This window comes from Hyphomonas sp. NPDC076881 (genome assembly GCF_050269995.1).
Lineage (GTDB): Bacteria > Pseudomonadota > Alphaproteobacteria > Caulobacterales > Hyphomonadaceae > Hyphomonas.
The window spans coordinates 109,038-122,526 of record NZ_JBNNJJ010000003.1 but is presented as its reverse complement, the minus strand read 5'-3'; the positions used below and the strand labels follow the sequence as shown (position 1 = coordinate 122,526).

12 protein-coding genes and 1 tRNA gene are annotated in these 13,489 nt (G+C 62.7%); 5 read left to right on the top strand and 8 right to left on the bottom strand.

Going from position 1 to position 13,489, the window contains the following annotated elements; translation table 11 throughout:
- Positions 1 to 50: 50 nt before the first annotated feature.
- Positions 51 to 2,504, bottom strand: coding sequence for a TonB-dependent receptor (locus tag ACQKI2_RS04285; protein ID WP_427378472.1), 2,454 nt, complete (start codon positions 2,502 to 2,504; stop codon positions 51 to 53).
- A gap of 183 nt (positions 2,505 to 2,687) precedes the next feature.
- Here ACQKI2_RS04285 and ACQKI2_RS04280 point away from each other — a divergent pair, with 183 nt between their 5' ends.
- A complete protein-coding gene (locus tag ACQKI2_RS04280) occupies positions 2,688 to 3,194 on the top strand; it encodes a DUF3598 domain-containing protein (RefSeq protein ID WP_427378471.1) in 507 nt (168 codons plus the stop codon).
- An 83-nt stretch (positions 3,195 to 3,277) separates the two neighbouring features.
- Here the strand turns inward: ACQKI2_RS04280 and ACQKI2_RS04275 are convergent, their stop codons facing one another.
- Genes ACQKI2_RS04275 through ACQKI2_RS04265 form a run of 3 tightly spaced genes read right to left on the bottom strand, consistent with a single transcriptional unit; the run spans position 3,278 to position 6,642 of the window.
- Positions 3,278 to 4,180: a DUF1838 family protein gene (locus ACQKI2_RS04275; RefSeq protein ID WP_427378470.1), complete on the bottom strand. Its 903-nt coding sequence runs from the start codon at positions 4,178 to 4,180 to the stop codon at positions 3,278 to 3,280.
- A 49-nt stretch (positions 4,181 to 4,229) separates the two neighbouring features.
- Positions 4,230 to 5,678, bottom strand: a complete 1,449-nt coding sequence (locus ACQKI2_RS04270) for a sodium/proline symporter (protein WP_427378469.1) — start codon at positions 5,676 to 5,678, stop codon at positions 4,230 to 4,232.
- Between the two features lie 13 nt (positions 5,679 to 5,691).
- Complete coding sequence (locus tag ACQKI2_RS04265) at positions 5,692 to 6,642, bottom strand: hydroxymethylglutaryl-CoA lyase (protein WP_427378468.1); 951 nt, start codon at positions 6,640 to 6,642, stop codon at positions 5,692 to 5,694.
- A 112-nt stretch (positions 6,643 to 6,754) separates the two neighbouring features.
- On the opposite strand from ACQKI2_RS04265, the gene ACQKI2_RS04260 reads away from it, so the two are divergent.
- Positions 6,755 to 7,942: a CaiB/BaiF CoA transferase family protein gene (locus ACQKI2_RS04260; protein WP_427378467.1), complete on the top strand. Its 1,188-nt coding sequence runs from the start codon at positions 6,755 to 6,757 to the stop codon at positions 7,940 to 7,942.
- 2 nt (positions 7,943 to 7,944) lie between these two features.
- Here the strand turns inward: ACQKI2_RS04260 and leuD are convergent, their stop codons facing one another.
- Both leuD and ACQKI2_RS04250 read right to left on the bottom strand, forming a co-directional pair.
- Positions 7,945 to 8,568 carry a 3-isopropylmalate dehydratase small subunit gene (gene leuD / locus ACQKI2_RS04255; RefSeq protein WP_427378466.1) on the bottom strand — a complete coding sequence of 208 codons (624 nt, stop codon included), beginning with the start codon at positions 8,566 to 8,568 and terminating at the stop codon, positions 7,945 to 7,947.
- Complete coding sequence (locus ACQKI2_RS04250) at positions 8,568 to 9,959, bottom strand: 3-isopropylmalate dehydratase large subunit (RefSeq protein WP_427378465.1); 1,392 nt, start codon at positions 9,957 to 9,959, stop codon at positions 8,568 to 8,570. Before ACQKI2_RS04250 ends, leuD begins: the two co-directional genes overlap by 1 nt.
- 216 nt (positions 9,960 to 10,175) lie before the next feature.
- On the opposite strand from ACQKI2_RS04250, the gene ACQKI2_RS04245 reads away from it, so the two are divergent.
- Positions 10,176 to 10,514 carry a PilZ domain-containing protein gene (locus ACQKI2_RS04245; RefSeq protein WP_427378464.1) on the top strand — a complete coding sequence of 113 codons (339 nt, stop codon included), beginning with the start codon at positions 10,176 to 10,178 and terminating at the stop codon, positions 10,512 to 10,514.
- Between the two features lie 82 nt (positions 10,515 to 10,596).
- Here ACQKI2_RS04245 and ACQKI2_RS04240 read toward each other — a convergent pair.
- Both ACQKI2_RS04240 and ACQKI2_RS04235 read right to left on the bottom strand, forming a co-directional pair.
- Positions 10,597 to 10,671, bottom strand: a tRNA-Gly gene (locus ACQKI2_RS04240).
- A 101-nt stretch (positions 10,672 to 10,772) separates the two neighbouring features.
- Entirely contained in the window at positions 10,773 to 11,237 is a 465-nt protein-coding gene (locus tag ACQKI2_RS04235) for a winged helix-turn-helix transcriptional regulator (RefSeq protein ID WP_427378463.1), read from the bottom strand.
- Positions 11,238 to 11,374: 137 nt separating this feature from the next.
- Between ACQKI2_RS04235 and ACQKI2_RS04230 the strand changes: the two genes are divergently transcribed.
- On the top strand, positions 11,375 to 12,520 hold the full coding sequence (locus tag ACQKI2_RS04230; RefSeq protein ID WP_427378462.1) for an esterase-like activity of phytase family protein: 1,146 nt from the start codon (positions 11,375 to 11,377) through the stop codon (positions 12,518 to 12,520).
- A 259-nt stretch (positions 12,521 to 12,779) separates the two neighbouring features.
- Positions 12,780 to 13,403: a 5-formyltetrahydrofolate cyclo-ligase gene (locus ACQKI2_RS04225; RefSeq protein ID WP_035598578.1), complete on the top strand. Its 624-nt coding sequence runs from the start codon at positions 12,780 to 12,782 to the stop codon at positions 13,401 to 13,403.
- The last annotated feature ends 86 nt before the right edge of the window (positions 13,404 to 13,489 follow it).

The following is a 13,489-nucleotide window of genomic DNA, read 5'->3' as shown; positions in this document are numbered from 1 at the left end:
GCGGCGCCGGGACGGGAGTCCGGCGCCGCCAGGTTTTGCTGTATGCCCGATCAGAAGCGGACACGCAGCTCCGCGCCAAACTGCGGCCCGCGGCGAAGCGAACCGAAGAATGCACGCGGCGCGCCACGAGAAGCGGTCGTGGGCGCAGTATTCGAGCTGAAGCCCGTGGAGAAATAAGGCCCTTGCAGCCAGCGCGTTGCCACCACGATGGAGTCCTCATCCGTGATGTTCTGCCCATAGGCCGCCAGCGTCCAGCCTTCAGTCTCGAAACCGAAACGGGCGCCTAGCAAGGTTGCATCGCCCGTCTCGGCAAGATTGTGAATCTGCACGAACTTGGAGCTTTCGTAAGTCAGGTCACTGGAGATGAAGAAGTCAGATCCAAACGGCCCCGCATCGCGGAAATCGAGACGCACGAACACGCTCGCCTGATGCTCCGATGTCAGAGGGAATGTGCGGCCTGCGATCGAGCAGGAAGCCGTATCGCCGCCAAACAGCGAGGAATAATCAACGCCGCTCTGCGTGGATGGACTCGTGAAGTTACCACCGCCCGATGTCAATATCCATTCATCAGCATCGCACCCCTCGGTGAACTTTGCATCCGTCCAGGCATAGGTGAAGCCCCCGCTGAGGATGTCGTTCACCGCGCCGCTCAGATCGACTTCGATACCCTTGATTTCACCCGCACCCTGATTGGTGGCAATGGAGTTGATCGCCCCGGAAGTCGCCGCCACAGCGGAGGTCAGCTGTACGTTAGTGGCTTCGGTATAATATCCGGCCAGAGACAGGTTCCAGTTGCCAACGCCCATATCCGGGAGCGGCGTCTTGATGCCGAGTTCGATATTGTCGGACTCTTCCTGCTTGTACGTCGGCATGCCGACCGCTTCGCCGATCGCGCCGTTGATACCACCCGGCTTCACGCCCTGCGCCAGTACGGCATAAACCGTACCGCCATTGCTGAGATCATAATCGACCGTCAGGCGCGGCGTGAATTTGTTGTAGGAAACCTCCGGCGTCACCGTCGAGGTGCGATCCGTTTTGGTTTCTTCCGCATACCGCCCTTCGAGGGTCGCCGTAAGGCGATCGGTGAAGTCGAACTCTACAAGACCAAAGACGGCTTCGTTGCGCACGGTGCGCTTGCCGGTATCGGCGGCCCGGCCGGAAGGATCGGCGAAGGTGATATCGCCCTCATAGAGGATCTGGTCATACATATACACACCCAGCATACCGCGCAGGCGCTGATCCTGCGGCGTGGCGAGTTGCGCCTCGATGCTGTAGTCCTCAATGTCCTTGCGCGTCGTGTTTGCAAAGAACGGCTCCAGCGTAGAGCCGGAGAGGAAGAAGTTCACCGACGAGTGATCCGAGTCATAGCCCTGCTTGTTATGCTCTTTCGAATAGCCGGCCAGCAGGCTGAGCTCCCAACCAGAATCGCCAAAGCGATAGTTCGACACCGAGTTGGCTACCCACAGATCGCGCGAAATACCATCGAATGCCGTCCCGTCGCCCAGGCCGTAAGTCGCGGCCAAGTACGGAAAGGTTGCCGTCAGCGGCGCGCCAGGAACAACATTCGGTATCCCGTCGGCATCTGCGCCTGAGTTGACGGCCACCTGTCCGGGCTTGATGACGCCGCAATAATACTGATTGGTGTTGGTGCTGCCCGAACGCGACCAGTAGGCCAGCGATCTGTAGCCCGGCATACAGTTGTTTTCCTCAGCCGACTGCAGGAACAGTGGCAGCACGCCGTCGCGGTCCTCCGTGAAGCTCACCCGCAGGCGCGTGTCGAAATTGGAGATCGGTTCCCAGTCCAGCACACCGGCAATGCTGGTCGTCGCTTCCTGGCCAACGGTCTCGTTGGTCACCGCGTTGGTGTATTCGCCGCCATACTCATAGTCACGGAAGCTCAGCCGTCCGGTCAGCCCCTTGAACAGCGGCCCGGCGATGGATGCGGAAAACTCCTTCGTATTGTTGCTTCCGATACGGGCCTTGCCCGTGCCTTCGAAAGTTTCGGTGCCGCCTTTGGTGATGAAGTTGATCGCGCCGGCATAGGTGTTGCGGCCGTAAAGCGCCGATTGCGGCCCCTTGATCACCTCCACCCGCTGCAGGTCATTGGGATCAAGGTTCTGGATCGAGCCGGAATAATAGATGCCGTCAATGAAGTAGGCCGTGCCCGATTCCACGCCGAATTGCACACCCGCCAGAACGTTGGACTGACCACGGATGACAGGGCGCTCGGTGGACCGGCCAAAGGCCTTGCTGAACGAAAGGCCGGGCGTGAACCGGGCAATATCATCGACCGATTCCAGCTGCAGGTTTTCGATGGCCTGTTCGCTGAACGCGCTGACGGCCACCGGGGCCTCCAGAAGGCCCTCATCCTTCTTGCGCGCGCTGACAACAATGACGTCCTGCTTGAGTTCTGTCTCCTCCGAGGCCTCCTGGGCATGGCCCGGAAAGGCTTGAACTGACATCGCCAGGGCGGCGGCACCAGCCAACAATACTGTCTTCTTCATGTCAGGTTCTCCCCACTGCGTCATTCTGCGCGCGACACCACGTCTCGACAGCGACACCAAATGATATACCATTCATGATCAGTCGCGTTTATATGCTTGGCAAGCTCTTTTCCGTGGGCAGACGAGATTATTTTGACACACACGTGACATTCGAGGCACAGTCAGAGCAGAAATGAGGCAGCCATGACCGACTCCATCACCTCCGCAGAACTGAAAAAGATCATGCCCCTGCTCGCGCGCCATGAAGGCGTGTGGGAAGGCGTCTATCGTTACTATGACGCCGAGGGTAACAAGACGGACGAGCATGCCTCCCGCCTGCTCTGCCGGTTCCCGGAAACCGGCCCGGCCTATCACCAGACGAATTTCTATCGGTGGGCGGACGGCCGCAGTGAGATCAGGGACTTCCCGGCAAACATCGTCAACGGGCGCATCGCCTGGGACAATGAATTGATCAATGGCTGGGCCAGCGATGTTCCCCTTGATGATTTCAAGCGTACCACCATGCTCAACTGGACCCGCACGGGCGAACCAGACCTTTATCTCTACGAGATGATCCAGCTTTCCGATGATGGCCAGTCCCGTTCGCGCACCTGGCAGTGGTTCAAGAAAGACCGCCTGTTCCAGCGTACACTGATCGACGAAAAGTTCATCAGCGCCGACTGGAAATCCTATGACGGAAAAACCTTCTGAGCTGATCAGGGGCCGAAAGGAAACAGACCAGGCCGGAGCATTGCTCCGGCCTTTTTTCTAGTTTTTTTATTCAAATCAGAGAGTTATCGATCAGGCTTCTGGATCGATCCATCCCTGATCCCTTTGAAGTAAGTCCAGCTCGTCATGTTCGCACGCGGATCACCTTCAGGCGGCGGGCTTGCATATTCCGGATAGTGCGCCGCGATCTCCGCTTTCATCGTATCGGAAATCTCGTCATAGCTGGCGACCTTGCGGCCAGAGGTGTGAATATACATCACGCCTTCCCGGCCGTTCATCATCATCCAGGGCAGCCAGTCGGCAACGCGCGTCCAGGCAACGGTCGCCGAAGCTGTTTCCGTCTTCGGGTCGAGCAGTTCCCCCGCATTTCCGAAGAAATTGAAAAGCTCCGTAGCGTGATAAGTTCCGCCAATCTCTTTCTGATAATCCCCGGCCAGCGGATTGGGATACCAGAGCGGAATGGTCGAGCGCAGCCACCAGAACGGTCCGCTCACCTCGCCGCCCCAGTTGACAGGCTGGCCATCACGCCCGGTCTCGTAAACTTTCCAGTTCACCGGATCATTGGCAACATGGAGCACTTCCACATCCTCGCCCGTCCAGGGATTGGTCCAGGTCTTGAGAACTTCCCCAGTATCCTTGTCCTTGTACAGAAGGATTTCGCGTGACACGAGCTGGTAGCCCTTCAGGCCAGCCTCATTGGTAATCGCCGCGCAGGCGCGGATGTTGTAGCCCTCAACATCAAACAGGTGGATGTCCTTCTCGCCCTGGCGGCGTGAGAAAGTCTCCCCCTCCCACCAGAAGATTGCCGGTGCGTTGTCCACTGTCGAGCAATGCACCTTGCGCATCAGCGTCAGGGCGTCTGCCGGGTTCACCGGATCGAGCTTTGGCCCCTGCGCCTGGCTCAGAGACGCGCAGGCAGAAACCAGAACTGCGGCAACAGCCAGCGCAATGTGACGGACAAACAGCATTCCAGGCCCCCAGCAAGGATATATCTTTTATGGTTATATCTTTTGCATCTCACAACTTGGCAGAGGCGCCAAGCGCCTCTTTGTGCTGCCCTGCAACAATTCTGACCAGCATCAGCGCCGCGACTGCCGCAAGCCAGGGCACTGTGCGGGCCCAGACAGCTCCCGGCCCGGAATCGAGGAAAAATTCGTAAGCGAGCGACGTCACAAATCCTGCCAGGATCGCAGCCAGCACCTCTGGCCCACCCGGCCGCCTGCCAAAGGCGCGCAACACCACCACCGGCCCGAAACTCGCGCCCAGGGCCGACCATGCAAACAGCGTCCGGTCAAAGATCGTTGCGGGCAGCGCCAGCGTCAGCCCCACCGCGATCACACTCACAGCCAGCATGGCAAGGCGCGTCGCCAGAACCGTTCGCCCGCCCATGAGGCGCGCCGCGCCAAGATCATGACTGATCGCCCCGCTCGCCACCAGAAGCTGGCTGTCCACGGTCGACATGATCGCGGAAAGGATCGCCGCCGCGACAATCCCGGAAAGAATACCCGGCAGCAGGTCTCCGGCCAGTTTGAAGAAGATGCCTTCAGCCGGCGCGTCGGCGCCAAACAGGGCCCGCCCCGAAAGCCCGAGAACCGCCATGCCCGCATAGACCACCGCGCCCCAGCCGATGGCAACGCCCGCGCCCATCACGCGCGCCCTGGAATCGCGCGCCGCCATGATCCAGCTGATCAGATGCGGCTGGCCCAGCGCGCCAAACCCCGTCGCCGTCATGCCCAGAACAAAACCTGCCGCAACCCAGCCCGCCCGCCCGCCGAAGGTGGAGAGGTAACCGGCCGGCGCCTCGCCTAGCGCGCTGGCAATGCCGCCAGCCCCGCCCGCCGCGCTGAATGCCAGCAGCGGCAGCACAATCGCCACCAGCATCATGATCACGCCCTGCACGGTATTGATCACCGACACCGCAAGGAAGCCGCCCGCAAAGGTGTAGGCCAGAATGATCACGGCGCCCAGGAGGATGCCCCCGGTCATGCCGATGCCGAAGAGATCATCAAAGGCCACGCCCGCGCCCTGAAACTGCGAGGCGATATAGTAGGAAAAGCAGAAGGCGATCATCAGTGTCGCCGAAATCTGGATCAGCCGCGTCACCCGCGGCCCAGCTGTCTCGGTCAGGAAGGCGGTCAGCGTCAGCTGGTCCTTGTCCCGGCTCGCGGCCTGCAGCACAGGCCCGGCAAACAGCCACACCGCGCCGTAGCCCAGCAGAATGCCCGGGATCATCCACAGCGCAGAGGGGCCCGTGCTGTACACAAACCCCGAATAGCCCAGCAGTACCCAGGCGCTCGAACTGGACGCCGCATAGGCCAGCCCGGAAACCAGCGGCCCCAGCGACCGCCCGCCCAGAAGGAAAGAGCTCGCCTCAGAGCGTACCTCCCGTGCCGCCCAAAGGCTCACGCCCACAAGCAGCACCGCATACCCGATCAGTGTGATTAGCGCCGGAAGATTTGCCTGCACCCCTCGCCCGCCTTCAGCCTGCTGCTGCCACAGCCGGCACCGGCTCGCCCTTGAATCCCAGCGGCAGGCCCGCCTTCGGGGTGAAGCCGTAAAGCTCCTCCCCCGGCAGCGCCGCTGCCACGATCTCGCGCGTCGCCATCAGCTTGCGCAGGTCAATGCCGGTCGAAATGCCCATCGCCTCGAACATGAACACCATGTCTTCGGTTACAACATTGCCGCTCGCGCCGGGCGCCGTCGGGCACCCGCCCAGCCCGCCCAGCGAGCCGTCAAACGTCGTGATGCCTTCCTCATAGGCAGCCAGCGCATTGGCCAGCCCCAGCCCGCGCGTGTTGTGCAGGTGTACGCCCGTGAGGTTCTCTGTCCCCACCACCCCGCGCACCGCCCGGATCAGCCGTTTCACGGACGCCGGGTCGCCATAGCCCGTGGTGTCCGACAGGCCGACCTCATCACATCCCGCCGACATCAGCTGCTCGGCGCAGCGCAGGATCCTCGCCTCCGGCACCGGCCCTTCCAGCGTGCAGCCGAATGCCGTGGAGAGCGACCCTTCAAAATGCGGCCGCGGCCCCTCCGGCAGCGATTTCACCAGATCGGCAATCGCCCGCGCCTCCTCGATCACCTGCGCATGCGTGCGCCGGATATTGCGCAGCGAATGGGTTTCCGAGACAGACATCGGCAGCGTGATCTTGTGTGCGCCGCCCGCAATCGCCGCCTGCGCGCCTTTGAGATTGGGCACCAGCACGGCCACCGTCAGGCCCGGAATCGTCACGGCGAAATCCAGCACTTCCGCCGTATCCGCCATCTGCGGCAGCAGCTTGGGCGACACGAAAGACCCGATCTCGATCTCCGTCACGCCCGCTTCAGCCAGCGCCGCAATCCAGCGCTTTTTCTCCGCCGTGGGCATGATCGCCTTGCAGTTCTGCAGGCCGTCGCGCGGCCCAACTTCGCTGATCAATACGCTGCTCATCGAATTCCACCTGATTGTTATATCAAAGAATGTATGCCCTTGCTTGAAAAGATATATCATTTGAGCAAGTAATGGCAATCATCGCGGGCAGGAAGTTCAAGGAGTATCAGGTATGAGTGAAACCGGCGGACCGCTGTCAGGCCTGCGCGTGCTGGAATTCACCCATATGGTGATGGGGCCGGCTGCCGGCCTTGTCCTCGCCGATCTCGGCGCTGAGGTCATCAAGGTCGAACCCATTGGGGGCGACAAGACGCGCAATCTGAAGGGTTCCGGCGCGGGCTATTTCCCGATGTATAACCGGAACAAGAAAAGCCTCGCGATCGACCTGAAGTCCGAGGAAGGCAAAGCCATTGCCCTCGCCCTGGCCGATCAGGCCGATGTCTTCATCGAGAATTTCCGCCCCGGCGCCCTCGAAGCGCTCGGCTTTGGCTATAGCGCCCTCTCCGCGCGCAATCCGCGCCTTATCTACTGTTCGGAAAAAGGCTTCCTGGACGGTCCGTATGCGCACAGGACGGCGCTGGATGAAGTGGCCCAGATGATGGGCGGCCTTGCCTATATGACAGGCCCTCCCGGCCGGCCGCTGCGCGCGGGCGCCTCTGTCATTGATGTCACCGGCGGCATGTTCGGCGCCATCGGCGTCCTCGCCGCCCTCAACGAGCGCCAGACGACCGGCAAGGGCCGGCACGTCACAGCCTCCCTCTTTGAAACCACCGTCTTCCTCGTCGGCCAGCATATCGCCCAATACGCCGTCACCGGTTCGCCCGCTGCGCCCATGCCGGCGCGCGTCTCGGCCTGGGCCGTGTATGATGTGTTCGATACAAAGGACGAAGAGAAAGTCTTCGTCGGCGTTGTCTCCGATGGTCAGTGGACGTCTTTCTGCAAGGCCTTCGGTCTGGATGACTGGGCCGCCGCCCCCGACCTGGCCGGAAACAATGACCGTGTTGCCCGCCGCGACCTTATCCTGCCCCGCCTGCGCGCCCTGTTCGCCGGCTATTCCAAGCAGGATCTGATGGACAAGCTGGAAAAGATCGGCCTGCCTTTCGCGCCTATCCAGCGCCCGGAAGACCTGCTGGAAGACCCCCACCTCCTCGCCAATGGCAGTCTGCTGAACATGCAGCTTCCCGAAGGCGGCGAGGTATCTCTCCCCGCCTTGCCGCTGACGCTGGATGATGACCGCCCCGGCCTGATGCTCGATCCGCCCCGCATCGGCGCGCATTCGGTCGAAGTGCTGGGCGCTCTCGGTCACTCGCCGGAAGAAATTGAAGATCTCGTCAGCCGCGGTCTCGTCCAGGTCAGCTGAAGTCAGCCCCCGGCATAAACCCAGGGGCGCCTTGCGGCATCTGCCTGCTGATAGGCCTGGATCGCCGGCGCCTGCAGCAGGGTCAGCCCGATAGGGTCAAGCCCCTCCAGCAGCAGCCGCTTGGCATACGCGCCGATCTCAAACCGCCCCGTCCAGCCTGGTAATGCCGCTGCCGTTATCGTCTGCGCCTCCAGGTCAATCGCGATCTCGGCGCCGCCGTCCAGTTTCAGCAGCCGGTCAACCTCCCCCTCGGGCAGCGCCACCGGCAGAATACCGTTGCGTACGCAGTTGCCGTGAAAAATCTCGCCGAAGGATTTGGCGATCACCGCGCGCACGCCATAATCCATCAGTGCCCAGACGGCATGCTCCCGCGAGGATCCGCAGCCGAAATTGGTGCCGGAAACCAGGATGGACGTGCCTGCCTGCTCCGGCCGGTTCAGCACGAAATCAGCCACCGGCTCGCGCCCGCCCGGAACGGTATAGCGCCAGCCCGCAAACAGCCCCTCACCAAGGCCGTCGCGGCTGACAGCCTTCATTTCCCGCGACGGGATGATCTGGTCGGTGTCCACATTGTCGGCGGGCAACGGAGCGGCCACGCCGCGATGATGGCGGAACGGGGTCGGCATCAGGCAACGCCTCCAGCTACAAGAATGTCAGAGGGCGCACAGATCATGCCCGCAACCGCCGAGGCGGCCACCACGGCCGGGCTCGCCAGATGCGTGCGCACGCCCGGGCCCTGCCGCCCTTCGAAATTGCGATTGGTAGACGACATCACCCGCGTTCCCGGCGGGAAGGTTTCCCCGCCCGCATAGAAGCACATCGCACATCCCGGGGCGCCCCATTCAAAGCCTGCCTCGATGAAAATCCGGTCGATGCCAAGCGCTTCGGCCTCCCGGCTCACCGCCTGAGATCCCGGCACGCACACCGCGCGCACACCCGGCGCAATCCGCCGCCCTTTGAGAATTTCCGCCGCCGCCTTCAGGTCGCTGAGACGCCCATTGGTGCAGGATCCGATAAACGCCCCGCCGATCGGCAATCCGTAGACAGACTGCCCAGGCTTCAACCCCATATAGGAAAGCGCCCGCGTGCCTGCGTCGGCCGGAATGGCCTCTCGCAGCGCCGTTGTATCTTCCGGGCTGGTGCCCCAGCTCACCTGCGGCTGCACCTTGCCGGCGTCCACCTCCAGCACTTCATCAAACACCGCGCCGGGGTCCGTGTGCAGCTCCGCCCAGTGCGCCAGCGCCGCCTCTTCCTGCGCCGCAGACGGTGCGAACGCCCGCCCGCAGGCATAATCCAGCGTCCTGGCATCGGGCGCGATCAGCGCCGTGAATGCGGCAAACTCTACCGCCATGTTGCAAAGGGTCAGGCGCCCCTCGATACTCAGATCACGGATCGCCTCACCCGAATATTCGATGGCGCAGCGTTTGCCGCCATCGGCGCCAAAGCGGGCGATGATGTAAAGCGCCAGGTCCTTTGCCGAAACCCCGGGGGCCAGCTTGCCGGAAACGCGGATATGCATCTGCCGGGGCTTTGCGGCGCGCAATGTGCCGGTTGCCATCGCATGTTCGGCGTCGCTGGACCCGATGCCCCAGGCTAGCGCGCCCAGCGCGCCGAGGCTGCAGGTATGGCTGTCGGGGCAAACCAGCGTCAGGCCGGGCAGCGCAATGCCCAGTTCGGGTGCCACCACATGCACGATGCCCTGCGCCGGGCTGTCGGTGTCGATCAGGTGGATGCCCGCATTCTGCGCCATCTCGCGTGTTTCAAGAATGAAGGCCTCCCCGCCGGGGCTGCGCGCTTCATTCCGCCCGCGGCCATGCCGGAACGACACGATATGATCCATGATCGAAAAGACGCGCGCCGGGTCGAGTACCGGATGGCCATTGGCGGCCAGAGATTTCAGCGCCACGCCGCCGGTGCGCTCATGCAGCAGCAGCCGGTCGATGGCGATCAGGTCTTCCCCATCGCCCGCATCGCCCACCCGGTGCAGATCCCACAGCTTGTCGAATAAGGTCGCCACAAAACCCTCAAAACCAATAGATATATCTTTTGAGATAATGCGGCAAATGCAATCTGGCGAGCGCTATTGTCAAAGCCGATTGTCGCGGCCTGAAATTGCCGAAAACCGGTCAATTTTTCAAAGCCCCCCCTGCGGCAGTAGGCGGGGTTTCCATCTGCCCCGAATTGGGACATTTTGTACGCGACTCGCTTTTTCTGAGGAGGTCAGATCGCGCTCGTGGTGTTCGGCAAAAAATCTGGTACGCCGATCTCGCCGGAGCGCCTGTCAGCGGCTCTGCGCACCAACACGCCTGCCGATCACACCAAGCTCATCCGGCGCCGCCCCCGTGCTGACCGCCAGTCAACCTGGGCGCCCTGCGTTCTGGTGTGGGAGCCGAAAGGCCGCGAAGAAGGCGTCTGCATAGACATCTCCGAATCCGGGGCGCGCATCCGGTTCCGCAACAAGGTCATGCTTCCGGGCAAGTTCTTCTTCGTCTCCGCCAAACTCGGCATCAACACCCCCGCCGAATTCATCCGCCAGGATGGCCACGACATCGCCATCCGCTTCACAAGCTGAGCGTTCCCCATATGCACAAACGCCATGACAGCGCCGCCGCAAGGCGCGCTGTTTCAATTCCAATGTCCGGCTGTTTTCTGTCTGGAGCGGGCGAAGAGATTCGAACTCTCGACCCCAACCTTGGCAAGGTTGTGCTCTACCCCTGAGCTACGCCCGCATCCGACAGGTATGTCCGCCTTGTCAGCGGAGCGGACGGAATATGCGGGAAGCGGCGGCTTTGCAAGAGCCAAATGAGGCGTCCTCTGCACAAATTGTGAGTTACCCGCGCAGCACTGCCCGGATCTGATCCGGACGCACCTCGCGCCCCTCTGCGTCCACGAAGGCAGCCCGGATGGCGCTTTTCGATCCGGCCTTGGTGAAGCTGATCGGCGGCGACTCGCCCTGGCCCAGCCACACGTCGCCCCACTGGGTCAGGCCAATCAGGATCGGGCGCAGGGAGATGCCCATCGCCGAAAGCACATATTCCGGCCGCGCCCGCTTGCCGGGCACCTTGTAGGCCCGCTTGGTCAGCAGCCCGGCATCCACCAGCGTCTTCAGCCGGCCAGACAGCACCGTGCGCGGGCATTTCAGCTCCGACTGGAAATCGTCAAACCGGCGCACGCCATAAAGCGCCGCCCGCAGAATCAGCATCGTCCAGCGGTCCCCGATCAGCTCGATGGCGCGCGCCAGGTTGCAGTTTTCCGGCGGAATGGGGGAGCGGCGGGCAAGCGGTATCTGACTCATGCCGCTGAACCTGAAAGGGTTCGCTTTCTAAATCCAGAGGGGGCCGCACACCTTTTCACGAAATGGTCAGACCTTTGTCATCCGGTAGTCGGCATTCGCCGCAATAGCCACCCGTGAAGCCCGCCACAGGAGCCCCCATGCGTTTCCGCGCCCTACTGACTGCCCTGATGGCCGCCGGCTTCCTGGTCACCTGCGCAGGGCCGGAAGAAGTGGTCGTAAATGGCGCCCCGGTGATCGCGGATGTCCGCCAGAGTCCGGATGTGTCCGAAAATGTCCAGGCCGTGTCACCCGATGCTACCGGCCGGGACGGTCTCTGGCGCGCCGCCGACCATGCCAGCGCGCTGATCGCCGCCTCCTGCCCGCCCGGCACCCCGCATCAGGAGCCCCTCCCCATAGACCTCTCGGTCACCCCCGTTTCCCTGGGCGACGCCGCCCAGATCGCCCGCCGCATTCCGGAAACCGTAACCGTTTCAGGGGCCTGGGAACTCACCTCATCCAACTCCAATGTCGGCGGGCTCTCCGGTCTCGCCCTGCTGCCGGCCTCTGAAGGCGGCGGCCTGCTGAGCGTGACCGATGCGGGCGCCTTCGTCTGGATCGGCCTCGAGAAGGGCGCCCCCTCCGGCGCAAAAATCTCGTATATGCAAGGTAGTGACGGCATGATGCTGACTGGCAAGACAGAAGGCGACGCCGAAGGCCTCGTCTGGTCGGAGGGCCTCGCTTTGGTGAGCTTTGAGCGCAGCTTCCGGATCGAAGCCTTTGCGCTCGGCGTCTGCGGGTCAGCCGCCCGCGCGGCCCGTGTCGCCGATCTTCCCGGCCAGCATAACAACCGGAATATCGATGAGAATCAGGGCCCTGAGGCGATCTTCCTGGAAGCCGATGGCGCCCTCGGCTTTGGCTATGAGGGCATGCTCGGCACCTCGCCGCTGGGCCGCGTGCTCGCCGATGGCACTGCCGAATGGACCGGCAACACCGCCCCCGCCCCCAGCCTGCACGGTCTCGTCGGCCGGGAGATCGTCCCCCTGCCGGATGGCACCGCCCGCACCCTGGACATGTATCGCGCCTGGGATCCCCTTCAGGGCAACCGCATCCGCCTGACCTGGGGACCAGGCGAGGCCGAAACCCTCACACTCAGCCGCCCGCTTCTGGTGGACAATTTCGAGGGTATCGCCGCTGAGGCCCTGTCAGATCAGCTGATCCGCGTCTGGATCGTGTCGGACAACAATTTTTCGGCCAAGCAGAAAACCCTGCTGTATTCATTCGATATCAAAATCACACAGAACTGAGCGCTGCCAGCCGCTTTCCAAAGCGGGGCAGAGCCACTAGATTTGTCAGGCACAAGGGCTGCTGCGCTCGCGTGGGACTGATCTCCGGCGACCTTACTTACCGTCAGGGGGCTGGCACTCTGGCTGGGGCCGTGGCCCTGGCTCATCCGGCGCCCACCTAGTCTCTAGGTCGACGGGAGTGAAATGTGCCCGGCGGCGACGTGGTTCTTGTGCGCTATTGCCCTTTCTGCTGCGCCCATCGAGCACTAGGAGGGCTTTCATGAGTATTGAAGCCGACAAGACCGCCCTGCGCCACCGGATGCGCACCATCCGCGCCGAAGCCGCTGCGCGCGATCCGGATGCGGCTGAAAAGCTGGCCGATATTTTTCCGATGAAATTGCTGGAGCGGTATGGCCCCGTGGTCTCCGGCTATGTCGCGATCAATGAAGAGCTCGATCCCTTCCCGCTGATGGAAAGGCTCGCCCGCGCCGGCGCAGAGCTGTGCCTGCCCCGCATGGAGGAAACCGGCATCAGCTGGCGGCTCTGGTCGCCGGGTGAGCCGCTGGACCGGCGCCCTTTCGGCCTGTCGGAGCCCCCGGCAGATGCACCGGAAGTCACCCCCACCCTCGTTCTGACGCCCCTGCTGGCCTATGACACGATGGGAAACCGCCTCGGCTATGGCCGGGGCCATTATGATGGGGCCCTGGAAAAGCTGCGCGCCAAGGGCCGGGCCTTTGCCTGCGCGGTGGCCTATGCCGCCCAGCAGATCGACAAGGTGCCCGCCGAGCCGCATGATCAGCCTCTCGACTGGGCCATCACGCCGATCGGGTCAGTTCCCCTGTTCATGATGCGAAACCGCAGCGCCCTGACGGCCCCGGCCAATGGCGGCGAAGACGCCTCCTGATACTCCCGGAGTGGGCGAAGGGGGTTTGCTTAACAAATAGTTGGCGCATAACTTGCTCTTCACGAAGGGTTAACCTTCGGAGGCAG

Excerpts from the sequence above, each read along its gene's own strand:
- ACQKI2_RS04260 (WP_427378467.1), top strand. The coding sequence starts at position 6,755 with ATGAGTGAAACCGGCGGACCGCTGTCAGGCCTGCGCGTGCTGGAATTC.
- ACQKI2_RS04275 (WP_427378470.1), bottom strand. The coding sequence starts at position 4,180 with ATGCTGTTTGTCCGTCACATTGCGCTGGCTGTTGCCGCAGTTCTGGTT.
- ACQKI2_RS04225 (WP_035598578.1), top strand. The coding sequence starts at position 12,780 with ATGAGTATTGAAGCCGACAAGACCGCCCTGCGCCACCGGATGCGCACC.
- leuD (WP_427378466.1), bottom strand. The coding sequence starts at position 8,568 with ATGCCGACCCCGTTCCGCCATCATCGCGGCGTGGCCGCTCCGTTGCCC.
- ACQKI2_RS04280 (WP_427378471.1), top strand. The coding sequence starts at position 2,688 with ATGACCGACTCCATCACCTCCGCAGAACTGAAAAAGATCATGCCCCTG.
- ACQKI2_RS04230 (WP_427378462.1), top strand. The coding sequence starts at position 11,375 with ATGCGTTTCCGCGCCCTACTGACTGCCCTGATGGCCGCCGGCTTCCTG.
- ACQKI2_RS04235 (WP_427378463.1), bottom strand. The coding sequence starts at position 11,237 with ATGAGTCAGATACCGCTTGCCCGCCGCTCCCCCATTCCGCCGGAAAAC.
- ACQKI2_RS04285 (WP_427378472.1), bottom strand. The coding sequence starts at position 2,504 with ATGAAGAAGACAGTATTGTTGGCTGGTGCCGCCGCCCTGGCGATGTCA.
- ACQKI2_RS04265 (WP_427378468.1), bottom strand. The coding sequence starts at position 6,642 with ATGAGCAGCGTATTGATCAGCGAAGTTGGGCCGCGCGACGGCCTGCAG.